Source organism: Comamonas aquatica (genome assembly GCF_018064205.1).
Lineage (GTDB): Bacteria > Pseudomonadota > Gammaproteobacteria > Burkholderiales > Burkholderiaceae_C > Comamonas > Comamonas aquatica.
The window spans coordinates 1,758,495-1,782,756 of record NZ_CP072916.1 but is presented as its reverse complement, the minus strand read 5'-3'; the positions used below and the strand labels follow the sequence as shown (position 1 = coordinate 1,782,756).

Sequence of the window (24,262 nt, the reverse complement as noted above, 5' to 3'; positions counted from 1 at the left end):
AGCGCGAGATCCTATCGCCGGGCCCTATGAGCATCACTCTTGAGTGATTATTTGCAAAAATCACTTAAAAGTGATAATTTGCATTTATCACTTTGAAATGATTTTGCTCGTGGGGGGGAGATGGACTACACATTGAATTTTCCGCAGCACCTTGGTTTGCACCTGAAGTCGCTGCGTAAAGCCAAAGGCATGAGCCAAGCTGGATTGGCGAGCTTGCTCCAAGTCACGCAATCCAGAATCGCTGCGATTGAGAAGGACCCTTCCGCCGTCAGCTTGGGGCAGATGATGGCCATCCTGAGCGTCTTCCTGCTCTTGCCGTTGCGAGTGTTGCCGCCGGTGTTGACCACAGGTTCGAGTCGGTCGTGGCCGAGGTGCTCGGTCAGTTCGGCGTCCAGCGCCTTTTCTACCAGCAGCTTGGTCAGCTGCTTGAGCAGGCCGTTCTCGCCGATCAGGTCTTCAGGTTTCTTGTAATCAGCCAGCAGTTTCGCCAGCAGTTCTTCAGGGACTTCGTGTTTCTTGGTTGTCATTGTGCTTACGGACATGCAGACTTGCGCCTGCGGTGAATTGTCCGTTTACACAAAATTCTGCACACCCTCCCACAGGCTGGTGCATACGGATCTGGTGATACTCGATGAGCTGGGCTATCTGCCCTTCAGCTCATCTGGTGGTGCGCTACTGTTTCATCTGCTCTCGACGCTTTACGAACGCACCAGCGTGGTGATCACCACCAACCTGAGCTTTAGCGAATGGGCCAGCGTGTTTGGCGACGCCAAGATGACCACGGCCCTGCTGGACCGCTTGACTGAGGGGCAACTACCCCGACATTCCGTGATGAACCTTTTTTTATGGGGCAAATCCGTTACAGCAACTTGCCAGGGTTCATGATGAGGTTGGGATCCAGCGCTCTTTTAATGTGCAGCATCAGATCCATTTCTTCCGGGTTTTTATAGCGGCGATTGTCTTCACGACGCAATTGCCCAATGCCATGCTCTGCACTGATGCTGCCGCCCAGGTGGTGCACCAGATCATGCACATAGCGGTTGATCTGTCGTACCAGTGTGGCCTTGTCTTCAGGACATGCATGGTGCGGTAGCAAGACATTGAAGTGCAGATTGCCATCGCCCAAATGGCCAAAATTGATCAGCTGTGCTTCATAAGCTGCTGGTAAATTTTTGACATACGCGGTTGCGCTGGAACAGAAGCTCTCTAATGCAGAAACTGGCAGCGCAATGTCATGTTTGATGGCAAAACCAAATTGTTTTTGTGCCAAAGAAATGCCTTCGCGCAGCTTCCACATCTGCTGTATCTGTGAAGCATTGTGGGCCATGACTGCCTGGCGCTTGTCATCCTTTTCGAGCCATTGCACAAGCGCGTCTTCCAGTCGGGTCTGCAAGTCCAAAGTGTCTGGCGAGGCAAGCTCCACCAGGGTATGAAAACCATGGTCACTTGGGATGGGGCAACGCATGTCAGACAGCTGCGATTGGATCAGCTGTATGGCCTGGTGCTCCAGCATTTCAAAGGCACAGAGGTTGGCACCGCATTGGCTGCGCAGCAGGCTCAAGGCTTCGGTCAAATCGCTCAGCTGTGATGCATGCAGCCATGCACAGGCTCGCTTCTTGTCTGCAGGCTGTAACTGCAGCACAGCGCATGTGATGGTTCCCAGCGTTCCTTCGGAACCTATAAACAAATGCTTCAAGTCATAGCCGGTGTTGTCCTTGCGCAGCCCGCGCAAGCCATTCCAGATACGCCCGTCAGGCAACACCACTTCCAGACCCAGTACCAAATTGCGCATCGTGCCCCAGCGCAGGGCATGAATGCCTCCTGCATTGGTGGCAATATTCCCTCCTATGGTGCAGCTGCCTTCGGAACCAAGGGCCATGGGTAGCTGCATGCCAACGTTGCAGGCTGCCTCTCGCGCATGGGCCAGCAACAGGCCGGCATCTACCGTCATGGTCTGGTTCAGAGGATCGATGCTGCGTATGCGCTGCATGCGGGTCATGCTGATGACGACCTGGTCGCCGCTGTCGTTGGGGGTTGCACCACCACTCATGCCGGTATTGCCACCTTGGGTCACGATAGGAATACGCAACTCAGCGCACATCTTGTGGACATACGCAACCTGCTGGGTGTTCTGAGGGCGCACGACCATGGCTGCTTTACCGTGCCATTTGTTCAGCCAGTCGGTGCAGTAAGGTGCGGTGTCTGCAGCATCGCTCAGCAGTGCATCAGTGCCGAGGGCACCGAGCAAATGCTTGCGCAAACGTTCAATGGCCATAGATATCACCACCCCAGCAAGATACGGCCCATGGCCATGCTGACCGCAGCCTGTGTGGGCTCCACCACTGGCACGCCGGTAGCGGCCTGCAATTCGTCGCGGAAATCGGCCATGCCGGCGCAACCCATAACCAGAACCTGGGCACCATGGTTGTGTACCAGATCATTGCCAACGGCCACCATGCGCTGCAAGGTGGTGGCCTTGTCCGCCATTTCGGTGACGCCCAGACCAATGGCTTTTTCACCTGCGAGCCGATCGTTGATACCCATGGCGCCATAGGTGCGCAAATGGCGGGGAATCGACGTTTGCAAAATGGCAATCACCCCAAATTTCTGTCCCATTGTCATGGCCGTCAGCAAGCCGCATTCGCTGATGCCAAAAACGGGAACACCTCGCTCCTTGAGCATGACTTCTCGCACCACGTGCAGACCTGGATCGCTGAAGCAGGCAATCACCACGGCTGCGCAATCGTCGGGTAGCTCGCAGCACATTTGCACCAAGGGCAGCGTGACACTTTCCACATCCAGCTGGGTTTGCACCCCTGCGGGGCCGCTTTCCAAGGTAAGACATTGAATGCGCGGCCCTCCAGGAACACGCAAGCGCTCCAGTGCCTGATCAAAGCCTTGTGTGACGGCTTTGGTGCTGTTGGGGTTGATGACATAAATCGTAGAAGCCACGGCAATCTTTCAAAGTCCAGCAAGTGCTTTAAATCTACCGACAACCTTCAGGCATGGAGATTGCTCTTATGTGCGCATGGCTTAACTTTTTGTTAAGGCCAAGATGATGTGAAAGCCAGGTAAGCGCATGAGTGCATTGAATTTGCGACAGATCGAAGTCTTCCGCGCCGTGATGACCACAGGCACGATTGCAGGTGCAGCGCAGATGCTGTTTGTTTCGCAGCCTGCAGTCAGCAGGCTTCTGGCACATACCGAGCAACGGGTGGGTTTTGCACTGTTTGAGCGCATCAAGGGCCGCTTGTTCGCTACACCGGAAGCCAAGAAACTGTTCCATGAGGTAGAAGCGGTGTACCGCGCAGTGCAGCGCGTGAATGAGCTGGCCAGTGATCTCAGCAGCAACCGCAGCGGCATGCTCAATATCGTCTCCAGCCCCAGTGTTGGACAGAGTTTCATCCCGCAGGCCATGGCACTTTTTCATGCCAAGCATCCGGATTGCAAGCTCACTTTTGCGTGTTACAGCTATGAGCATCTGAAAGAGCGTTTATTGAACCGCCAAGCCGATCTGGGCGTCATCATCTTGCCCATGGAGCACCCAAATTTGGAGGTCACCCCACTGGCCAGCAACCGGCTGGTATGTGCAATGCCCTACAACCATCCTCTGGCGGGCAAGGCTTGCGTGACGCTCAGTGACCTTATCAAGTGGCCACTGATCGGCTATGGCTACGACACCCCATTGGGCAAGATGATCCGCGCCTATTCACAGGCGCAGAACACCGAAGTGGTACATGCCGTGGAAGTAGGTTCCCCTCAGAACGTTGGTGTGCTGGTGGAAAGTGGAATGGGACTGGCCTTGGTGGACGAATTTTCGGTTCGCAGCTGGTCGTCTTCACACTCCATTGTTGTGCGTCCTCTGGATCAAGCACCTGTTTTGCAAGCCAACTTGGTGCATCTTCGCTACGAGCCTTTGTCTCAAATTAGCCAGTCATTTATTTCCGTGTTGCAAAACCTGGTGGCGCAGCAGGGGCTGGGTGTCAGCACTGGCACGGCAGTTATGGCGGAGGCTTAACTTCTTGTTAATGGCTCGCAATAAAACGGTCAGCGACAAGCGCTGAATGACACAGAAGAATCTGTTCAACACCAACCCATTCTTCTGAGAGACGGTTTATGCACAGCACCAATGCTTCTGTCGCGATGCAGGCCCGCGGCCCATTCCACGGTATCTACACCATTTGCCCTACGCCATTTCATGCCGATATGAGTGTGGATGTAGACAGCATCCGCAGCCTGACAGAGTTTCAGATTCAGGCTGGTGTCAAAGGGCTGGCTATTTTGGGTTTTCTGGGTGAACTGCACAAACTCTCCAATGCCGAGCGCAAGCAAGTCATTCAAGCCTATGTAGCTGCTGCAGCTGGCCGTGTGCCCGTGTGGACCGGCGTACGTGCCTTGGGTATTGCTGGCGCGGTCGAGCAGTGTCAGGAGGCACAAGCGCTGGGCGCCTCGGCGGTGTTTGCAGCGCCACTGGATACGACCTCTGACGCGATGCAGTTTGAGTACTACCAGACGCTGGCCAAATCGGTTGATATTCCCGTGGTGATCCATGACTTCCCCGACTCGTTCTCGACCGAGATCAAGGCCGAAGTGATTGCACGTCTGGCCAAGGAAGGTGGCGTCAACATCATCAAGATGGAGGAGCCTCCCGTAGGCCAGAAGATCAGCCGTATTCTCGAACTGTCGGACAACCAGGTGCAGGTCTTTGGTGGCCTCGGTGGTGTGTACTTTCTGGAAGAGTTGCAGCGCGGCGCCGTCGGCACCATGACGGGCTTTGCCTTCCCTGAAATTCTGGTGCGCATTTTCGATAAATACGCTGCCGGTGACTATGCGGGTGCAGCAGCAACTTTTGACAAGTACTGCCCGCTGATTCGCTATGAATTCCAGCCCAAGATGGGCCTGGCCATGCGCAAGTATGTCTATGAGCAGCGCGGTGTCATTTCCAGCCAGGCACTGCGCAGCCCAGGCATGCGCATGGACCCTATCACTGCACGCGAGCTGGAAGGCGTGATTGCCCGTGTGGGGCTGGATATCCGCAGCAGCAAGCCCTTGCTGATCGACTGAGACGGAACGCAGCATGGACTTACAAATTCGTGGGCGCACTGCCATCGTGTGCGGTGCCAGCAAAGGCCTGGGCAAGGCATGCGCACTGTCGCTGGCCAAGGAGGGAGTGGCTGTCACCATCGTGGCCCGCAATGCCCAGGTACTGGAAGCTACGGCGCAGGAAATTCGTGCTCTCACCGGCACTGCCGTGACGGCAGTCGCCTGCGACATCACCACCGAAGCAGGACGTGCACAGGTGCTGTCGGTCACACCACGTCCAGACATTCTGGTTACCAACGCAGGCGGGCCTAAGACCGGCGACTTCCGTGACTGGGACCGTGACACCTGGCTGGCTGCCATCGACGCCAACATGCTCACACCGATTGCGTTGATCAAAGCCACGGTGGACCACATGCAGCAGCAGCGTTTTGGTCGCATCGTGAACATCACTTCTGCGGCCGTGAAGGCTCCGATTGACATCCTCGGCCTGTCCAACGGTGCACGCAGCGGACTCACCGGTTTTGTGGCAGGGCTGGCGCGCAAAACCGTGCGTGACAACGTGACCATCAACAACCTGCTGCCCGGACCTTTCGAGACCGATCGCCTGCTGGAAACCGCTGCCCAGTGGGCGCGCAATTCCGGCAAAAGCATTGATCAGGTGCTGGCTGACCGGCGTGCCGCCAATCCGGCCGGGCGTCTGGGCGATCCACAGGAATTCGGTGATGCCTGCGCCTTTTTGTGCGGCGCCAATGCCGGTTTCATCACGGGGCAAAACCTGCTGCTCGACGGCGGTCTGTACCCCGGTACTTTCTAAGGAGCTTCGCGATGGAATTCGATCTGACCATTCGCAACGGACGCATTACCACGTCCAAGGAAACGTTCTTTGCCGATATCGGCGTCAAGGACGGAAAGATTGCCGCCATCGCCCCCCAGCTGCCTGCAGCGGCCAAGGACATTGACGCTACAGGCCAGTGGGTGATGCCTGGCGGCATCGACAGCCATGCACACATTGAGCAGTTTTCCGGCATGGGTGTGATGTGTGCAGATGACTTCTACAGTGGCACCGTATCGGCTGCGTTTGGTGGTACCACCACCATTATTCCGTTCGCAGCGCAGCACAAAGGGATGCGCATTCCAGACGTGCTGGCCGACTATGCGCAGCGTGCACGTTCTAAGGCTGTGATTGACTATGGCTTTCACCTGATCCTGTCGGAAGCTACGCCCGAGAACCTGCAAAGCGATCTGGTGCAGGCCATTGCCGATGGCGTGACTTCCCTCAAGGTCTACATGACCTACGACGCGCTCAAGCTCGATGATTTTCAGCTGCTGGATGTGATGGAAGTGGCGGGCCGCGAAGGTGCCATGCTGATGATCCACGCCGAGAACCACGACGTGATTCGCTGGATTGCCCGCAAGCTGCTCGCCAGTGGCAAAACGGCCCCCAAGTTCCATGCGGTGGCACACGACTATCTGGCCGAAGGCGAAGCCAGCAACCGTGCGATTGCGCTGTCGCGCCTGCTGGATGTGCCGATTTTGCTGGTCCATGTATCGGCCACCGAAGCCATTGATGTGATCCGCGCAGCGCGCCAGCTGGGCAGCAAGGTGCATGCAGAAAGCTGCCCGCAGTACCTGTTTCTGACCGCAGAAGATCTGGATGCGGAAGGCTTGGAAGGAGCCAAATTCTGTTGCAGCCCGCCACCACGCGACCCACGTGCACAAGAGGCCGTGTGGCAAGGCTTTCAGGATGGCACCTTGGGTGTCTACAGCTCTGACCATGCCCCGTATCGCTTTGACACCACAGGCAAACTGCCCAAGGGCGAGGCCACCACGTTCAAGGAAATGGCCAACGGTGTACCGGGCATTGAGCTGCGCCTGCCGTTGATGTTTTCTGAAGGTGTGCTCAAAGGCCGCATTACCCCTGAGAAGTTCGTACAGCTGACCGCCACCAACCATGCGCAGATGTATGGGCTGGAGCACTGCAAGGGCGACATTGCCGTGGGTCTGGATGCCGATATCGCCATCTGGGATCCGCAGTTGCAACGCACCATCACCTGGAGCGATCTGCACGACAACGTGGGCTACACCCCCTATGAGGGCAAACAGATCACCGGCTGGCCGGTCACCGTCATCAGCCGTGGTGCGGTCGTGGTGCAGGACCAGCAGCTGCATGCGCAGCCCGGGCAGGGCCAGTACATCCCACGCCGTTGCCCACAACCCCTTCTCAACAACCCTTTACAACCCCAACCCTCCAGCGCAGCGCGCTGGTTAGGCCTCAAAGGCAAAGCATGGAGCGGCCAAGCATGAGCGACGCAAACCGTTTCTTCAATCTCGCCGTCGCCCAGATGGGCCCGGTTCACCTGCGTGACAGCCGCGAAAGTGTGGTCAAGCGCCTGATCGAGATGCTGCGTGAAGCCGCATCACGCGGTGCCAAGATGGTGGTGTTTCCGGAGCTGGCATTGACCACCTTCTTCCCTCGTTATTGGTACGAGGATGAAGCCGAAGTCAACGCACGTTTCTTTGAAACGCAGATGCCTGGGCCGGTCACCCAGCCGCTGTTTGACCTGGCGCGTGAACTGGGTGTTGGCTTCTATCTGGGCTATGCCGAGCTGACGCCAGAAGGGCGCCGCTTCAATACCTCCATCTTGGTCAATGAGCGCGCGGAAATTGTGGCCAAGTACCGCAAGATCCACCTGCCTGGCCATTCGGACCACAAGCCCGATGCGCCATTCCAGCACCTGGAGAAAAAGTATTTTGAGGTCGGGAACGGTGGCTATGTGGTCAGCGACATGCTGGGCACGCGCATCAGCCAGTGCCTGTGCAACGACCGCCGCTGGCCCGAGACCTACCGCATGATGAGCCTGCAAAGTGCGCGCATCGTAGCGCTGGGCTACAACACGCCTTCGCACAACATCCATTGGGATGAGCCTGTGCACCTTCGCATGTTCCACCACCTGCTGTCGCTGCAGGCCAATGCCTACCAGAACGGTCTGTGGGTGGCCGCCGCTGCCAAGTGCGGCAAGGAAGATGGCTTCCACATGATTGGTGGCTCGGCCATCGTGGCACCTACCGGTGAAATCGTCGCTCAGTCTCGTGGTGAAGAAGACGAAGTGATTTTTGCGCGCTGCGATCTGGAGATGGGCGAGAAATTCCTGCAGAACGTCTTCAACTTTGCCAAGCACCGCCGCCCTGAGCACTACCGCCTGATTACCGAGCGCGTGGGCGCCGGTCTGCCTTTGTCCCCTGAAGCCCTGTCCACTGAAATCTGAGGAGTCCATCCATGCGTAAAGCTATTGTGAATGCCGCGTTGTCGGTATCTGCCGTGATCTCGATCCTGGGAGCGGGCACTGCCGCCGCTTCAACCCCTTTGCGTACGGGCGTCGATGCCACATTTGCCCCCCATGCCATGGTCAAGCTCGATGGCGGTTTGCAAGGCTTCAACATCGATCTGGGGAATGCACTGGCCAAGCAATTGGGCCGCGAGATTCAGATCGAAGGCACGGAGTTTTCGGGCCTGATTCCCGGCCTGAACGCGAAGAAGTACGACTTTGTGCTGGCACCAGTCACCGCCAATGCCGAGCGTGCCAAAAGCGTGTTGTTCACCGAAGGCTATCTGAACACCGACTTCATCTTTGTGCAGAAGAAAACCGCTGCCGATATCAAGTCGCTGGAAGAGCTCAAGGGCAAGACCATTGCCGTGAACAAGGGCTCCGCCTACGAACAGTGGGTGCGTGAAAACGCTGACAAATACGGCTTCAAGTTCGACGTCTACGGCAGCAACGCCGATGCAGTCCAGGCCGTGCAGTCGGGCCGTGCCGATGCCAATCTGGCAGGCAATACCGTGTCCATGTGGGCCGCCAAGCAAAACCCCACACTCAAGACCACTTACACCATCGAAACCGGTCTGGTCTGGGCACTGGCGTTCCGTGTGGATGACAAGACTGGCCGTGACCAGATGGGCAATGCCCTCAAGTGCCTCAAGCTCGACGGAACGGTTTCCAAGCTGGCGCAAAAGTGGTTTGGCTTCACGCCCCAGCCCGGTAGCGCTGCAGTCACTGTAGCTGCTGGCCAGGGCATTGAAGGCCTGGACGGCTACGACGCGACCCCTGCACCTGCACAGTGCAAATAAGCCAGTAATGCAGCACCTGCACAGCCTGTCTGTGCAGGTGGTCTGCATGCGAGAAGTTTTTAGTTTTTGCCTTGTCTGCCATGAACCCAGCCACCATCCTTGAAATCGTCGGACTTGAAAAGTCTTATGGCAGCACACCGGTGCTGCGCGATGTGAATCTGCGCGTGCGCCAAGGGGAGCTGGTATCTGTGATCGGCCCCTCCGGTTCAGGCAAAAGCACCATGCTGCGCTGCTGCAATTTGCTGGAAGTGCCCAGCAAAGGGCAGATCGTGATCGATGGTGTCGATCTGATGCACCCCAACACCAATGTCAACCATGTGCGCCAGCGCATTGGCATGGTGTTTCAGCAATTCAATCTGTACCCGCACCTCAATGTGCTGGGCAATGTCACGCTGGCACTGCGCAAGGTGCAGGGCAAAAGCAAGGAGGAAGCGCAGGTGCTGGCCATGCAGGCGCTGGAGTCCGTAGGCCTGGCCCACAAAGCCAACAGCTACCCCGGCGAACTGTCGGGAGGGCAGCAGCAGCGCGTGGCCATCGCCCGTGCGGTGGCTCTCAAACCGCAGGTGATGCTGTTTGACGAACCTACCAGTGCGCTGGACCCGGAGCTGGTGGGCAGCGTGCTCAACGCGATGCGTGCTTTGCGTGAAAGTGGCATGACCATGCTGGTGGTGACACACGAGATGGCGTTTGCGCGTGCTGCTTCGGACAAAGTGGTGTTCATGGATGACGGCTATGTGGTGGAAGAAGGTGCGCCTGAACAGGTGTTCGGCAACCCGATCCACGCACGCACGCGGCAGTTTGTCAGCCGCTTCACCGAAGGGGGCTGAGCACCATGGATGTACCCCGTTCTGGTTTGGAAAATTTCATCTTCACCTTCTTCAATGCGGAGGTGGCGCAGAAGTACCTGCCCGACCTGCTGCAAGGCTTGGTCATTACCGCCGCGCTCAGCGTGTGCATCACGTTGAGCGGCGTGCTGATAGGGCTGTTGCTGGCCATGGTGCGCTCCAGTGGCAAACGCTGGGCCAGCGTGCCGGTGGTGATGTTTGCGGACGTGTTTCGTGCGCTGCCGCCGCTGGTGCTGCTGATGGTGTTCTTCTTCGCGTTTCCCTTCATCAACCTGTCCATGTCGGCGTTCACGGCCACCTGTCTGGCACTGTCGCTGGTGCTGGCGGCATATGCGGAAGAAAGCATCTGGGCCGGTTTGCGTTCGCTGCCTGTGGGACAGCGTGAGGCTGCGCGCTCGTGCGGCATGACGGCATTGCAGGCGCTGGTGTACGTGCAGATTCCGCAGGCACTGCGTGTGGCCGTGCCACCGCTGACCAACCGCGTGATTTCGGTCATCAAGAACACCGCGCTGGGTTCGGTGATTGCGCTCAGTGAGGTGCTCAACATCGCCCACTCGGCCACCAGCAATTCCGGCAATCCTACGCCGCTGGTGCTTGGCGCGGCGCTGTACCTGCTGTTCTTCATTCCCATCATTGCACTGGCGCGGTGGCTGGAAACCACCTGGCAGTACAAGCGTTAAACCGAGGAGCGCAAGGTGCAAGACATTCTGGACAATTTTTTCAACTGGGACGTGTTCGTCCAAGTCTTTCCGTTCCTGCTCAAGGGCCTGTGGACCACGCTGTGGCTGTCGGCCCTGGTAATTCCCATCGGTCTGCTTTCAGGGCTGCTGCTGGCGCTGTGGATCACCCATACCCGCTCGCGCACGGGGTGCTGGATCGCCAATGTGTACGTGGATTTTTTCCGTGCCTTTCCGCCGCTGGTATTGCTGATCCTGATTTACTTCGGCATCCCCTTCACGGGCTGGGAAATTCCCAAAGTGATGGCGGTGTGCGTGGGCTTCATGCTCAACAACTCGAGCTACTTTTGCGAGGTGTTTCGCGCTGGCATTGAAGCCGTGCCCAAGGGGCAGACCGAGGCCGCGCGTTCTACGGGGCTGACGCAGTGGCAGACGCTGGCGCATGTGGTGATTCCGCAGGCCACCCGCAAGGTGCTGCCGGATCTGATGGGCAACTGCATTGAAGTGGTCAAGCTCACCACCATTGCCAGCGTGGTCGCAATGCCCGAGTTGCTGCGCGTGGCGCGCGATGCGCAGTCGCTGGTCTACAACCCGTCGCCCATCATCTTGGCAGCGCTCATGTACCTGGCCTTGCTGTGGCCGCTGGTGCGCTGGATCAGCGTGATGGAAGCGCGCCGCAAGTAATACGCCATTCCGGTAAGCGCAGGCAATGGTTGCTGCGCCTTGATCGCGCCAGAGGGCTTTAAACGGCCTCTGGCGCGTAATGCCGTTCACTTAGGGAACCTCTGCATAACTCGATTTCAAGCGTGATAGTGCTTGAACGAGTGTGATGTTCCCTTGCCCCTGGCACTCAAGATGCCCGCGTTTCGCGGGCATCTTGCTTTTTATGCACCCACACCAGGCTTGGATTGGCTGTTTTTCAGCAAACGGCCACGGGCCATCCACAAGTTTGACCTTGCCCCTGTTTCGTGGAGTTCTTAACCCACGGTTCACACGGCCTTTTTACGCTGTGCCTCGTACCAGCGTTGTTCATACTGCATGGGACTGACGTAACCCAGCGTTGAATGCAGCCTGCGGTGATTGTAGAAGGCTATCCAGTCCATCACCGCCTGCCTTGCCTGCTCACGGGTGGCGAATTTTTGCCCATGCACGCTGGCCGTTTTCAGTCGCCCCCAGAAGCTCTCGGTCGGTGCGTTGTCCCAACAGTTGCCCTTCCTGCTCATGGACGAACGCACGCCCCAGCCCTTGAGCGCATCCTGTGTAGCCGCTGTCGCACAACAGGCTTTGCTCCCTGCCCAAGGCCTGCCTGCCTGCCTGCCGGGTGGGCCGGGAACGGATCTCGTGGCCGGCGGCCCGTGTGGACTATGGAATGAGCACGATCGACTGCGTGCGCTCGCGTGCCTGCAAGGCCGTGTGAGCGGCCGCAGCATCGGCCAGTGCAAATTCCATGCTGGGCGCAATGTGGAGCGTGCCGTTGAGCATGGCTTCAAACAACTGGATGGCCGCGCGCTGCAGCAGTGCAGGCGTGCGCACATGCTGAAAGACGCTGGCGCGCGACAGCACGTTGGACTTGGCAAACAGCATGGACACTTCAATGGGTGCAATGGGGCCGGAGGACTGGCCAAAGTTGGCCAGGTGGCCACATGGCGCCAGGCACTCCAGCGAGCCTAAAAAAGTGTCTTTACCGACCGAGTCATAAGCCACTTGCACCCCGCCACCTGCCGTGAGTGTTTTCACGCGCTGCACGAAATTTTCTTCGCGGTAGTTGATGACATGGCGGCAGCCGGCTGCTTCGGCCAAGGCGATTTTTTCAGCTGAACCCACTGTTCCAATGACGCGTGCGCCCAACTGGCTGGCCCATTGGCACAGCAAGCTGCCCACGCCGCCGGCCGCGGCATGCACCAGCACCCAGTCGCCAGCTTGCACGGGGTAGACCGTGCGCACCAGCACTTGTGCAGTCAGACCTTTGAGGAATGAGGAGGCGGCCACGCCATCGCTGATGCCTTCGGGCAAGGGCACGAGCAGGTCTGCGGCGATGGTGCGCTCTTGCGCGTAGGCGCCGTATTGGCGTGTCATATAGGCCACGCGATCACCTGTGCGCAGCCCAGTCACGGCACTGCCCAGCTCTTGCACCACCCCCACGGCCTCAATGCCCGGAATGCCTGGCAGCTTCAGGGTCTGGTACAGGCCTGAGCGCACGTACACGTCATGGAAATTGACCCCGATGGCGGTGTGCCGCAGGCGCACCTCATGGGGTTGTGGGGCGCCCACGGTGGCGGGCTCGAGTTGCAGCACCTCGGGCCCTCCGGGGGTGCGCATGACAATGGCGTGGGGCATGGGCGAATCCTGTGTGTGATGGCAGGGCACAAGACCTGTGTGAGGCCTTGTGGGAAAGGCGCTAGTGTGTCGTGAAAATCAGCGAGCCCACGGCGCTTGCAGGACAGGGCCTGAGCCATGCCCTTGCGCAGCGTGGTGGCCGCCATCAGAAATGGATGCCAAAACCTCCATCCACTTTGAGGGTCGGTGCCTATGTGTTTGCCAGTACAGGTAAAGCGGGGCGGATTACAGACGCTCGCGCAAGCCATGCCTTGGTGCTACGCAGTGCGGGAATTGGTCATTTGACATTCCACGGCTTGCGTCGCTCCTTTTCGTTGCTGGGGGAAGCCGCAGGCGCTCCTGCCGGTGCAATTGCGCAGATCATGGGGCACAAGCCCAGTGCCACGGCAGAGGGCTATCGGCCGCGCAGTATCGATGCGTTGCGGCCGTTTGCGCAGCGCATCGAAGCGCACATCCTGGAGCTGGCCAACGTCCAATTTGAAGCATCTCAAGAGGTTGCCAAGTTGCGCATCGTGAAGTGACTTACTCAGGGGGGGGACCTACCGCCAGGCGTATGAACATCACTCTTGAGTGATAACTTGCAAAAATCACATTAAAGTGATAATTTGCATTTATCACTTAGAAATGATTTTGGCCGTGGGGGTGAGATGGACTACGCACTGAATTTTCCGCAGCACCTGGGCTTGTACCTCAAGTCGCTGCGTAAAGCCAAAGGCATGAGCCAAGCTGGATTGGCGAGCTTGCTCCAAGTCACGCAATCCAGAATCGCCGCGATTGAGAAGGACCCTTCCGCCGTCAGCGTGGGGCAGATGATGGCCATCCTGGAATTGTTGGGAGCGCAGTTGGTGCTGCGGGCTCAAACGCTGCCCCCAGAGGCCGCGCTCTCAGACGCAGCATCCGTCCCAGTGCAAGCCGGTGAATCCACGTCAAAAAGCAAGCAGGCGAGGGTAGTAGCCAGTCAGGCAGCGCCAGCCCAGCACCTTGAGCCAAGGCCGAGCGCGCAGCCGCTGAAACACACGGTACTCGCAGATGGCTGGCAGAGTCACAAGCCACAAGGGCGTTGGTAATGCGCGCGCTCGGTATTTGGATGAACGGTTTGCGTGTAGGTCGCTGGGAGATCTCGCGCACGGGTACGCACAGTGTGGTGTATGACCCAGGCTGGCTGGCGAGCAAACATGTGCGCCCTTTGTCGCTGTCGCTGCCATTTACGCCGGACCTGCGTGTCACCGGCGAGGTGGTCGAGAACTTTTTTGACAACCTATTGCCTGACAACACCGGCATTCGCAAGCGCATTCGGCAACGGTACGGGCTGCGCAAGCCGGACGTGTTTACCTTGCTAGAAGCGATTGGCCGTGATTGCGTGGGTGCCGTGCAATTACTGCCCGAGGGTGTTGAGCCTGATGGCTTTGATCAGATCCGTGGCCAGCGATTGGATGAAGCCGCGATCAGCGCGCACTTGAGCTCTCTGGGGGCTTCATTTGGCAGCCTGGATGCAGATGTCGACTTCCGCATTTCCATTGCTGGCGCACAAGAGAAAACAGCGCTGCTGCGCGTGGACTCAAAGTGGTATGTGCCCGAAGGCGCTACGCCGACCACCCACATACTCAAGCCCAACATCGGTGTGGTGCCGGGTACTGAGCTGGATTTCACACAGTCGGTACAAAACGAGTGGTTGTGCAATCAATTGCTTAAAGCGCTGGGATTGCCGGTAGCGAACTGCAGCATTGAAACTTTTGGCCCACACACGGTGCTGTGTGTCGAGCGCTTTGATCGGGCATGGACACCAGATGGCTGGTTGGCACGTTTGCCGCAAGAAGATTTATGCCAGTCCTTGGGGGTCGCCAGCACTCAGAAGTACGAAGCGGATGGTGGCCCAGGGATAGCGCAATGCTTGCAAGTGTTGAGCAAGAGCCAGGCGTCTGCGCAAGATTGCGCACGCTTCGTCATGGCACAGCTGGCGTTTTGGCTTTTGGGTGCTATCGACGGCCACGCCAAAAACTTCTCCATCTTCATGCAACCTGGCGGGGGCTATATCGCTACGCCTTTGTATGACGTGTTGTCGGCATGGCCAGTAATAGGCCATGGTCACGGAAAGATTGCTTGGCAGAAAGCCAAGATGGCCATGGCTGTTCCAGGGACCCAAAGCCGCCACTACCACCTGCAAAAAATCCAGCGTCGGCACTGGAAAGCTTTGGCAGACTTGACGCGGGTTGACGGGCTGTGGCCCGCGATGCTGGAGATGCTGGCGCAGCTGGACACCGCGATTGAGCGAGTTAATGTTGATCTGCATCCCAGCGTGTCACCGAGTATGGCGAAGCAAATCTACGACGGAGCACGTGCGCAAGCACACCGTTTTTTGGCAGCACCTGATTGATGAGGTCTAAGGTATTGGCCTCCATTCCAGTTTGCTGGATTTCAGCAAACTAGATTGCTGGATTCCCGCAAACTGGATTGCTGGATTTCAGCAAACTAGATTACAGCTTTCCGGCAAACTAGATTGCTGGGTTTCCGCAATTTACTGCCCCAGCCTGGCACATGCCCGGGTCGTCGTCGAAACTTGGAGACGGGAATACAACGAGGAAAGACCTAAGGAACCTCTGCATAACCCGAATTCAAGCGTGGTAGTGCTTGAACTAGCGTGAGGTCCGCTGGCCTCTGGCACTCAAGATGCCCGCATTTGGCGGGCATCTTGCTTTTTCAGCGCCCACAACAGGCTGCAATTAGCTGTTTGCCAGCAAGCGGCCACGAGCCATCCACAAGTTCGCCAAAGCAAACAAGGTGTGCAATTGCTGGGTGTTCTTTCTCAAGCCTCGGTAGCGAACTTTGATGTGACCAAACTGGTGTTTGATGACTCTGAATGGGTGCTCGACTTTGGCCCGGATTTTGGATTTCACCTGCTCGAGCTGCTCTTGCATGGCCGATATCGGCTGCTGAGGATCCAGGGCCTTGCGCTGGCTGCGCTTCATGGCGATATGCCACTGGAATTTGCGCTCGGGTGTTGGCTCTGGCATGTCGGGGCGTTTGTCTGCACCCTGATAGCCAGCATCGGCGTATCCATCGATTTCTTGCCCATGCAGCAGGCTGTTAGCTTCAACGACATCGTTGACGTTGGCTGATGTGCCCCGCACGGTGTGCACCAAGCCAGAATCCGCATCCACGCCGATATGGGCCTTCATACCAAAGTACCACTGGTTGCCTGTCTTGGTCTGGTGCATCTCAGGGTCACGCGATTTGGTGCTGTTTTTCGTAGAGCTGGGCGCTGCAATCAACGTGGCATCCACGATGGTGCCCGTGCGTAGCAGCAACTTTTTGCTCTCCAGTAAGTCCGTGACCCTCTGCAGAATTTGCTCGGCCAGCTTGTGTGTCTCCAGTAAATGGCGGAAACGCAAGATGGTGCTCTCGTCGGGGACGGCACTGTCCCATGACAAGCCTACGAAGTCCCGAAACAGCGGCATATCGTGCAACGCCTCTTCCATGGCCGGGTCGCTGAGGGTGAACCACTGCTGCATGAAGTGAATGCGCAGCAGCATCTCTACGGGAAACGGTGGCCGCCCTTTACGCCCTTCAGGGGCGTAAGGTGCAATCAATGCCACCAGATCCTTCCAAGGCACCACCTGTTGCATCTGCTCAAGGAATTCGCGTTTGCGTGTTTTCTTGGTGGAAAGGTTCAAGCCGAGATCGAATTGCTGCATGAGCCGGGATGCTGCCGCACCCGGCACGCATGTGCAAGCACATGCGTTGAGGAGTTATGCAGAGGTTCCCTAGCGCGATTTATGCAACAACGCCCCCTCTGGATGGAAATCAACAAGCGTGCTCAAGTAGGGAGAAACGAGTAATTAATTTATAAAATAATGCTCATACACTGTCTGCGTTGGTTCTATGAAAACTGCGGAGGCAATATATGACAAGTCCCTTGAAGGTCACCGGATTCACCAAACAAAATACGGTTGCACAGCAAATTGCGGCCATCTTAAAAAAACACGGCGTAACGCACTTCTTCGGCCAGAGTTTGCCGAGTATGTTCGTGCTGTCTGCAGAGCAGATCGGGATCAAACAAGTTTCGTATCGCACGGAAAATGCGGGTGGTTACATGGCTGATGCGTATGCACGTATCAGCGGAAAAGTTGGTATCGTGACGGCGCAAAATGGCCCTGCCGCTGCACTGCTGGTTGCGCCTTTGGCTGAAGCACTGAAGGTGTCGATCCCCATGATCGCACTAGTGCAAGACGTCAATCGTGATCAGCACGACAAGAATGCGTTCCAGGATTTGGACCACATGAACATGTTGGGCTCGGTGTGCAAGTGGGTGCGCCGTGTCGACCAAGCCTCTCGCGTTGAAGACTATCTGGATCAAGCCATGGTGCAGGCCACCTCGGGCCGTCCTGGTCCTGTGGCGCTACTGCTGCCTGCAGATTTGCTGGCTGAGCCAGCCGTAGCTGGCGCGCAAAAGCGCACCTCGGCGCTTGGTAGCTTCCCGCTAGACCGTCCCGTGGCCAACCATGCTGCGATTGAACAAGCCTTGCAACTGTTGATCAATGCCAAGCGTCCTGTGATCGTGGCCGGTGGTGGAGTGCATGTCTCTGGTGCAAGTGAAGAAATAGTGGCGCTGGCCGATCGTCTAAACGTGCCCTTGGCCACGACCAATATGGGCAAGGGTGTCATGCGCGATGACCATGAATTGTCGCTGGGCGTGATTGCCAACTGCCTGGGGCCCAATGGTTCGGGACGTTATCTGAAGCCTTTTGTAAGCCAGGCTGATGTGGTGCTGCTGGTGGGTAACCGCACCAACCAAAATGGCACCGATAGCTGGACCCTGTATCCCAAGGATGCTACCTATATCCATTTGGACATCGATCCCAATGAAATCGGTCGCAACTATGACACTCAAGTACGCTTGGTGGGTGATGCCAAGGCCACACTGCAAGTGGCGCTGGACATGGTCGAAAGCTTTGATATATCGGCCAGTGAAGCCAATCGTGCGCAAGTTGTGAGCGGTATTAAGGAAGGTCGCGCCAAGTACCAAGCTGAAGTGGCTCATCTGCTGACTAGCAATGAAACGCCGATACGTCCTGAGCGCATCATGGCCGAACTCGATAAATTACTCACCGGTAATGACATCGTGGCAACGGATGCCAGCTACTCGACTTTGTGGGTGACCAATTACCTGAAAGTGCGCAAAAACGGCCAGCGTTTCTTGACACCCCGCGGCCTCGCTGGCCTGGGTTGGGGGATGCCGATGGCAATGGGTGCCCGCGTGGCTACCGAAAAGGGCGTGGTTTATGCCTTGGTGGGTGATGGTGGTTTTGGCCACGTCTGGTCGGAGATGGAAACTGCTGCTCGTATGGGCATCAAGGTGGTGACCATCCTGATCAACAACGGCATCCTGGGTTACCAAAAGCACGCTGAATGCCTGAAGTACGGCGACCACACCTCTGCTGTGCACTTTGCCGATGTGGACCACGCCGCCGTGGCACGTGCCAGCGGTATCAATGGTGTTCGCGTGACCGATCCTGCCGAGCTTGCAAAGGTGCTGGCCGAAGCGGCTGCTGCAGACAAGAGCACTCTCGTGGAAGTGATGTGCACCAACCAGGCACATCCACCCATCACGTTCTATAGCCCTGACGCGCTGGTTTAAGCGCAGCACCCGTAGGAGAGACATACCATGAGTAAAGTCGCAGTTATTACGGGTGCGGCTGGTGGCATTGGTTTTGCCACCAGCATTGAACTGCTTAAAGCAGGGCATCTGGTGTATTTAATTGATCGTCAAGAAACCAAGCTGGACGCTATTCCTGAAGAGTTGCGCGATAACGCCCGGGCGGTGGTGCTGGACTTGGCGCACAGCGACCAGATTGACAGCGTCATGCGCACCATCTTGAGCGCGCACGAACGTGTGGACATTTTGGTCAACAACGCCGGCATGACTATCAAGGGCAAGGATGGCAAGCCTCAGAGCATTTTGGATGCGGATGAAGCCAGCTTTGAGCAAATGATGCGTGTCAATGTACTTGCCATGATGCTCATGACACAAAAGGTATTGCCGGGCATGCAGCAAGCCCGCTGGGGGCGCATTGTCAATGTGGCGTCGCTTGCTGGACGCAGCAAGTCCATCGTTTCGGGGCCGCTGTACATGATGAGCAAGGCTGCCGTGCTGGGCCTGACGCGCTGCACAGCGGCTGAGATGGGGCCCTTTGGTATCACATGCAATGCTGTGGCGCCTGGCCGCGTTCTGTCTCCTATGACAGAAAACGCCGCACCTGGTGTCAACGAAAGCTATGCCATCCAAATTCCGGTACGCCGCATTGGGGAGCCGATTGAAGTCGCTGGTGCAATTGCATATCTGTGTTCGGATATCGCAGGATTTACCAATGGTGCAGTCATAGATATCAATGGTGGATTTTTCATGAGTTAACCAAAGCGGTTATTTACATCGCCGCTACTCATTAATTAACTATAGTTTTGACGGTTACATAATTACCATCAATTTATTTAAATATTTCAAAACTTGATCTATTAATAGATCCATAAACCGCCATGAATCAAGATAATCTAAAAGTTGCATTAGTGACAGGTGCTGCAGGTGGCATTGGAGCGGCAACAGCGCAAGTCCTTTATGAGCAGGGTTTTAAATTAGTTCTTTGGGATGTCACAGATAAATTCGATGAACTGTTAATCAATGACCAAGATCGAGTAATAACGCAGCAGGTCGATGTAACGAATCTCGATCAAATACAACAAGCATTGCAGAACGTACGTGCTCGTTGGGGTGGTGTTTCTGTTTTGATCAATAACGCTGGCATTTCACCCAAGAAGCCGGATGGAACGGGTTATGGGATCTTGGATGTTTCCCCCCAGGAATGGAAAAAGGTGGTGGATATCAACCTGACGTCATTGCTGACACTGATTCAGCAGACTGCTCCGGACATGATGGCACAAGGCTGGGGCCGGATTGTGAACCTGTCGTCGCAAGCAGCGCGCACCCGGGCGACAGTGCCAGGTGTGGCCTATGTCTGCACGAAAACAGCGGTGTTGGGGCTGACGCGCTACGCCGCGGAAGAGTTGGGCCCACACGGCATCACCTGCAATGCGGTTACCCCTGGCCGCATTGCTACTCCTATGACAGCCTCTGCGCCTGCTGAAGTCACGGCACGACTAAACAACAACACGCCGCTACGCCGCATGGGAACTGTGCGCGAAGTAGCTAACTCGATCGCATTCTTTTGCTCACCACAAGCAGACTTCATCTCTGGTGCGGTACTGGATGTTGGTGGTGGTTTGTTCATGCAGTAATGCATGAGCGGGTCGCTTTGATTCTTTGGGTTTGCAACAAAAAAATGGAGACAACAAAATGAATTTGAAAGCTGTCAGCAAACTTTTCGTCGTTACCGCTTTGGCGGCTTGTGCCACGTTTGCACATGCGCAAAATTACCCCTCACGCCCCATTGAGTTGAGCGTGCCGTATGGCGCCGGAGGGGCTACCGATGTCATGTCGCGCAAATTCGCTCAGTTGCTAGAAAAAGAGCTAGGCGCCTCCATTGTGGTTGTGAACAAGACAGGGGCTCAAGGTACGCTTCAAATGCAACAACTGGCCAAGGCCAAGCCTGATGGATACACCTTAGGGGTTGCTGGCTACAACGCGCTGACATACACCGCGCAGCGCATGAGTAAGGCTCCTTTTAAGATCGATGACTTTGTGTTTCTCGGTGAAGTGGGTACCTTCTCCTATGGCCTGGTCGTTCCTGCATCTTCGAACATCCACAACCTCAAGGATTATGTTGAGGCATCCAAAAATCCCAAGGGCATTACCTATGGTGTGACCGGCGCGCCCAATAACATTCCGTATGCCACGCTGGGCAAGATCCCCGGTACCAAGTTTGAGGAAGTCAACTACAAATCAGGCTTGGAAGCAGTGACTGCAACTGCAGGTAACCATGTGGAGTCGGCATTGCAAAATCCGCAAGATCTAATCCCCATGGTTCAGTCCGGCCAAGTGCGTCTGATCTCGTCGATGACTGATAAACGCATCATGGGTCACGAAAACGTGCCTACAGCCAAAGAGCAGGGCTTTGATGTCTCCGTCTATAGCAGCCTGGGTCTGGCTGCGCCTGCAGGTCTGCCTGCCGATGTCAAGGCAAAAATCGAAGCGGCCACTGCCAAGGTGCTGCAAAACCCCGAGTTCGTGGACTTCATGAAGACCCAGCACATGTATGTGAATTTGGTCAGTGGCAATGACTACACCAAGAAGGTCAAGGACGGCTATGTGCAGATGGGCAAGTTCATCAAAGAGATGAACATCCCGATGCTCAACTGATTACGTGCTTCATGTGCAAGGGGGCAGTCCCCTTGCGATTTGTTTTAAGCCAAGCCAATGAAGGACATAGTCAAGATGCAAAAACTCGCTTTGGTCACCGGCGGAACCCGAGGCATCGGATTTGCCACAACGCTGCGGCTATTGCAGCAAGGGCACCGCGTAATTGCTTGCAGTCGCACAGGCGAACTCGATGGTCAAGTGCCACATGAGTTTTTACCGCATTTGCATGTGATTGCGTTTGATCTGGAGGATGTAGGCGACATTGAAGCATTTGCACAGCGCATCAAGAACGAATTTGGTGACGTGCAAATACTTGTCAACAATGCTGGAGTGAGCCTGAAAAATGAGCAAGGCCACTCCAATACCTCACTGACAACCGGCGTGCAGGAATTTCACCGCACGATGCAAATTAATGCGCTGTCTCCCATGCTTTTGACCCAGCAGCTTTTGCCGGGCATGCAAAAACTAGGTTGGGGACGAATCGTAAATGTGGCTTCACTGGCTGGGCGCAGCAAGACTGCGGTATCTGGTCCTGCCTACATGATGAGCAAGGCAGCGCTTTTGGCATGGACCCGGGCCGTGGCGCTGGAGATGGCACCTTACGGTATTGCATGCAATGCCGTGGCACCGGGGCGTGTGCAAACCAAGATGGCCATGCAAGGTGGCGAAGAGGTTAACGAGCGCATCGCCAAATCCATCCCCATAGGGCGTATTGGTCAGGCACATGAAATTGCGTATGCAGTTGCGATGCTGTGTACGGACGAGGCGGCATTCACTATTGGTGCGTGCTTGGATATCAACGGCGGCGTCTTCATGAACTGATGCATCGCCACCCTGAAGTGAGGAAAAGCATATGAAGAAACGACGCACTCTTGTAGCCATGTTGGCCTGCGCAGCAGCCTTACCCATGGTCGTCTTTGCCCAAAATGCAGCCCTGTACCCAGAACGTGAAGTGAACATGTTCGTCAACTATGGTGCTGGCGGCAATACCGATGTGGCCGCACGTGGCTTGGCCAAAGGCATGGAACCCATGCTGCGCAAGCCTATTGTGATTCAGAACAAGGCCGGGGCCCAAGGAACACTGGGGGTATCTCAACTGGCCAAGCAAAAAGCCGATGGCTATACGTTCGGTATCGTGACGTATTCTACGGTCGCCATCACGCCGCACATGATGAAGGTCGATTACACCGAGAAGGATTTCGATTTCATCGCAGGCGTGGGCAGATTCAAGTACGGTGTCGCTGTGCGCGCCGACTCGCCATATAAGACCGTGCAAGACTTGGTGGATGCGGCAAAGAAAGGCAAGAGCGTCTTCTTTGGTGCGCCCTCAGCGCCTAACAACATCGCCATGTATGAACTGGGCCGTAAAACAGGTGGCAAGTTCGAGCAAGTCTCGTACAAGTCCGGTGCTGAAACTGTCAATGCACTGCTGGGTGGCCATGTGGAAGTGATTGTGCAAAATCCTTCAGACATCATCCCGCACGTGCAGGCCGGCAAGATGCGCATGCTGGCCAGCGCGAGCCCCATGCGCTGGACTGAGATGCCAGAGATCCCCACACTCAAAGAGCAAGGATTTGATGTGGAAGTGGACTCTTGGGTGGGCCTGGCCTTCCCTAAGGGGGTAGACAAGGGCGTGCGCGACAAGATGGAAAAAATTGCCATGACTGCGATTAATTCGCCAGAAACCTCAAAGATATTCTCTCTGGGTGGACTGGAGCCGGTGGCCGTAAATGGCGCTGAGTATCGCAAGATGCTTGTCGATGGCCACCAGTTTATGGGCGCAGCGATCAAGGCTGCCAACATTCCGCAAAATAATTAAGCCCGCGGCAGCAGTTTAGGCTGCGTTTGCATGTGAGCCAGCCATCGTGCTGGCTTTTTCTTGAGACAAATGGAATCAAAAAATCCATGAATAAAGAGACATTACCTTTGACGATGCTGGCAGCGATTGCTCAGGAATTTGGCGCACCTTCCGTACTCAAGCCACAACAAGTTGCACTGCCGCAGTTGCGTCCTACGGATGTGCTGGTGCGCGTTGCCGCTGCGGGCCTGAACCGCGCTGAAATCTTCTGGCGCGAGGGGCGCTATGGCGCCAAGCCTGGATACGGGGACTGCGATGAGATCATCGGCCTTGAATTGGCCGGCACAGTCGTGGACATCGGCAGTGCGGTCACTGATGTGTGCGTGGGAGATACCGTGATGGGGTTGGTCGGCGGCGGCTCCTACGCGGAATACGCACGTATGGATCATCGCCTGTGCATGCCAGTGCCCAGCAATCTGACCATGGTCGAAGCGGGTTCTATTCCCGAAGTCATGATCACAGCGCACCAGATGCTGATGCACCTGGGTCAAATGAACCCGGGCGATCGCGTGCTCATCCATGGCGCGGGCGGCGGAGTGGGCACCACGATGATCCAGATGGCCAAGGCTGCAGGTGCGGCCTGGATTGGCACTACCTCCAGTAGCGGCAAGCATGAGCAGCTCAAGGCGCTTGGCGTGGATAGCACGATCGACTATGCCTCGCAAGATTTTGAGCAGGAAATTGCCAGCCAGGCACCGGGTGGCAAGGTTGATGTGATCGTTTGCAATATGGGCGGCAGCTATTTTGAGCGCAATATGCGTAGTCTGGCGCTGTACGGCAGACTGGTACAGCTGGGTCTGCAAGAAGGGCCCAAAGGGGCCATGCCGATTGACTTGCTGCTCCGCAACTGTTTGAGTGTGCGTGGATCGGTGATGAAGTCGCAGAGCATCGAGGAAAAGCAAGCAATGACGCGCCGCTTTTGTAATCGATGGTTCGATGCATTAATTGATGGTAGCTTGCAAATTCACGTCGACAAGGTCTATTCCTTACGCTATGCCGATCAGGCACATGAGCACCTGCAAAATGGCAAGCCATTTGGCAAGGTGGTACTCGATTGCCGTTAACCGG

At 56.4% G+C, this 24,262-nt stretch carries 23 protein-coding genes and 5 pseudogenes; 22 read left to right on the top strand and 6 right to left on the bottom strand.

Annotation, left to right across the window (positions count from 1 at the left end; all coding sequences use genetic code 11):
- Positions 1-120: 120 nt before the first annotated feature.
- Positions 121-246 (top strand): annotated as a pseudogene (locus KAQ61_RS19020) (helix-turn-helix domain-containing protein); the annotation flags it as partial.
- Positions 247-293: 47 nt separating this feature from the next.
- Here KAQ61_RS19020 and KAQ61_RS08425 read toward each other — a convergent pair.
- Positions 294-527: pseudogene (locus KAQ61_RS08425) on the bottom strand (transposase); the annotation flags it as partial.
- A gap of 67 nt (positions 528-594) precedes the next feature.
- Here KAQ61_RS08425 and KAQ61_RS08420 point away from each other — a divergent pair.
- Positions 595-804: pseudogene (locus KAQ61_RS08420) on the top strand (ATP-binding protein); the annotation flags it as partial.
- 55 nt (positions 805-859) lie between these two features.
- Here KAQ61_RS08420 and KAQ61_RS08415 read toward each other — a convergent pair.
- On the bottom strand, positions 860-2,275 hold the full coding sequence (locus KAQ61_RS08415; RefSeq protein WP_210931365.1) for an FAD-binding oxidoreductase: 1,416 nt from the start codon (positions 2,273-2,275) through the stop codon (positions 860-862).
- A 5-nt stretch (positions 2,276-2,280) separates the two neighbouring features.
- Positions 2,281-2,952: an aspartate/glutamate racemase family protein gene (locus KAQ61_RS08410; RefSeq protein ID WP_210931363.1), complete on the bottom strand. Its 672-nt coding sequence runs from the start codon at positions 2,950-2,952 to the stop codon at positions 2,281-2,283.
- Between the two features lie 127 nt (positions 2,953-3,079).
- On the opposite strand from KAQ61_RS08410, the gene KAQ61_RS08405 reads away from it, so the two are divergent.
- The 9 genes from KAQ61_RS08405 (at position 3,080) to KAQ61_RS08365 (ending at position 11,375) form a co-directional block, all read left to right on the top strand.
- Complete coding sequence (locus KAQ61_RS08405) at positions 3,080-4,018, top strand: LysR family transcriptional regulator (protein WP_210931361.1); 939 nt, start codon at positions 3,080-3,082, stop codon at positions 4,016-4,018.
- A gap of 98 nt (positions 4,019-4,116) precedes the next feature.
- Positions 4,117-5,064, top strand: a complete 948-nt coding sequence (locus KAQ61_RS08400; RefSeq protein WP_210931359.1) for a dihydrodipicolinate synthase family protein — start codon at positions 4,117-4,119, stop codon at positions 5,062-5,064.
- Positions 5,065-5,077: 13 nt separating this feature from the next.
- Positions 5,078-5,857: an SDR family oxidoreductase gene (locus KAQ61_RS08395; RefSeq protein WP_210931357.1), complete on the top strand. Its 780-nt coding sequence runs from the start codon at positions 5,078-5,080 to the stop codon at positions 5,855-5,857.
- A gap of 11 nt (positions 5,858-5,868) precedes the next feature.
- A complete protein-coding gene (gene hydA, locus KAQ61_RS08390; RefSeq protein WP_210931355.1) occupies positions 5,869-7,347 on the top strand; it encodes a dihydropyrimidinase in 1,479 nt (492 codons plus the stop codon).
- Positions 7,344-8,309, top strand: coding sequence for an N-carbamoyl-D-amino-acid hydrolase (locus tag KAQ61_RS08385; RefSeq protein ID WP_210931353.1), 966 nt, complete (start codon positions 7,344-7,346; stop codon positions 8,307-8,309). The genes hydA and KAQ61_RS08385 overlap by 4 nt, the downstream gene beginning before the upstream one ends.
- A gap of 11 nt (positions 8,310-8,320) precedes the next feature.
- Complete coding sequence (locus KAQ61_RS08380) at positions 8,321-9,169, top strand: transporter substrate-binding domain-containing protein (protein WP_210931351.1); 849 nt, start codon at positions 8,321-8,323, stop codon at positions 9,167-9,169.
- A gap of 80 nt (positions 9,170-9,249) precedes the next feature.
- Entirely contained in the window at positions 9,250-9,996 is a 747-nt protein-coding gene (locus KAQ61_RS08375; protein WP_276514460.1) for an amino acid ABC transporter ATP-binding protein, read from the top strand.
- Positions 9,997-10,001: 5 nt separating this feature from the next.
- Positions 10,002-10,694: an amino acid ABC transporter permease gene (locus KAQ61_RS08370; RefSeq protein ID WP_244983027.1), complete on the top strand. Its 693-nt coding sequence runs from the start codon at positions 10,002-10,004 to the stop codon at positions 10,692-10,694.
- 15 nt (positions 10,695-10,709) lie between these two features.
- Complete coding sequence (locus KAQ61_RS08365) at positions 10,710-11,375, top strand: amino acid ABC transporter permease (protein WP_210931349.1); 666 nt, start codon at positions 10,710-10,712, stop codon at positions 11,373-11,375.
- Positions 11,376-11,680: 305 nt separating this feature from the next.
- Here KAQ61_RS08365 and KAQ61_RS08360 read toward each other — a convergent pair.
- Together KAQ61_RS08360 and KAQ61_RS08355 are read right to left on the bottom strand one after the other, a co-directional pair.
- Positions 11,681-11,950, bottom strand: a pseudogene (locus KAQ61_RS08360) (integrase core domain-containing protein); the annotation flags it as partial.
- A 103-nt stretch (positions 11,951-12,053) separates the two neighbouring features.
- The gene (locus KAQ61_RS08355; protein ID WP_210931347.1) at positions 12,054-13,028 is read right to left on the bottom strand and encodes a quinone oxidoreductase family protein; all 975 of its coding nucleotides are present in this window, start codon (positions 13,026-13,028) and stop codon (positions 12,054-12,056) included.
- Between the two features lie 71 nt (positions 13,029-13,099).
- Between KAQ61_RS08355 and KAQ61_RS08350 the strand changes: the two genes are divergently transcribed.
- From KAQ61_RS08350 to KAQ61_RS19070, 4 genes and pseudogenes are all read left to right on the top strand, one after another.
- Entirely contained in the window at positions 13,100-13,549 is a 450-nt protein-coding gene (locus KAQ61_RS08350; RefSeq protein ID WP_244983026.1) for a hypothetical protein, read from the top strand.
- Between the two features lie 126 nt (positions 13,550-13,675).
- The gene (locus tag KAQ61_RS08345) at positions 13,676-14,095 is read left to right on the top strand and encodes a helix-turn-helix domain-containing protein (RefSeq protein ID WP_210931345.1); all 420 of its coding nucleotides are present in this window, start codon (positions 13,676-13,678) and stop codon (positions 14,093-14,095) included.
- Complete coding sequence (locus tag KAQ61_RS08340) at positions 14,095-15,402, top strand: type II toxin-antitoxin system HipA family toxin (RefSeq protein ID WP_210931343.1); 1,308 nt, start codon at positions 14,095-14,097, stop codon at positions 15,400-15,402. Before KAQ61_RS08345 ends, KAQ61_RS08340 begins: the two co-directional genes overlap by 1 nt.
- 151 nt (positions 15,403-15,553) lie before the next feature.
- Positions 15,554-15,670: pseudogene (locus KAQ61_RS19070) on the top strand (integrase core domain-containing protein); the annotation flags it as partial.
- A gap of 78 nt (positions 15,671-15,748) precedes the next feature.
- On the opposite strand, the gene KAQ61_RS08330 reads toward KAQ61_RS19070, so the two are convergent.
- The gene (locus KAQ61_RS08330) at positions 15,749-16,720 is read right to left on the bottom strand and encodes an IS5 family transposase (RefSeq protein ID WP_210931339.1); all 972 of its coding nucleotides are present in this window, start codon (positions 16,718-16,720) and stop codon (positions 15,749-15,751) included.
- A gap of 209 nt (positions 16,721-16,929) precedes the next feature.
- On the opposite strand from KAQ61_RS08330, the gene KAQ61_RS08325 reads away from it, so the two are divergent.
- From KAQ61_RS08325 to KAQ61_RS08295, 7 genes are all read left to right on the top strand, one after another.
- Complete coding sequence (locus KAQ61_RS08325; RefSeq protein ID WP_210931337.1) at positions 16,930-18,663, top strand: acetolactate synthase catalytic subunit; 1,734 nt, start codon at positions 16,930-16,932, stop codon at positions 18,661-18,663.
- A gap of 27 nt (positions 18,664-18,690) precedes the next feature.
- Positions 18,691-19,437 (top strand): SDR family NAD(P)-dependent oxidoreductase, encoded by a 747-nt coding sequence (locus tag KAQ61_RS08320; protein WP_210931335.1) that lies wholly within the window; start codon positions 18,691-18,693, stop codon positions 19,435-19,437.
- A gap of 122 nt (positions 19,438-19,559) precedes the next feature.
- Positions 19,560-20,315 carry an SDR family NAD(P)-dependent oxidoreductase gene (locus KAQ61_RS08315; RefSeq protein ID WP_210931333.1) on the top strand — a complete coding sequence of 252 codons (756 nt, stop codon included), beginning with the start codon at positions 19,560-19,562 and terminating at the stop codon, positions 20,313-20,315.
- A gap of 58 nt (positions 20,316-20,373) precedes the next feature.
- Entirely contained in the window at positions 20,374-21,336 is a 963-nt protein-coding gene (locus tag KAQ61_RS08310; protein WP_210931331.1) for a Bug family tripartite tricarboxylate transporter substrate binding protein, read from the top strand.
- A 75-nt stretch (positions 21,337-21,411) separates the two neighbouring features.
- Complete coding sequence (locus KAQ61_RS08305; RefSeq protein WP_210931330.1) at positions 21,412-22,158, top strand: SDR family oxidoreductase; 747 nt, start codon at positions 21,412-21,414, stop codon at positions 22,156-22,158.
- A 31-nt stretch (positions 22,159-22,189) separates the two neighbouring features.
- Positions 22,190-23,155 (top strand): Bug family tripartite tricarboxylate transporter substrate binding protein, encoded by a 966-nt coding sequence (locus KAQ61_RS08300; protein WP_210931328.1) that lies wholly within the window; start codon positions 22,190-22,192, stop codon positions 23,153-23,155.
- 86 nt (positions 23,156-23,241) lie between these two features.
- A complete protein-coding gene (locus tag KAQ61_RS08295; RefSeq protein ID WP_210931326.1) occupies positions 23,242-24,258 on the top strand; it encodes an NAD(P)H-quinone oxidoreductase in 1,017 nt (338 codons plus the stop codon).
- The last annotated feature ends 4 nt before the right edge of the window (positions 24,259-24,262 follow it).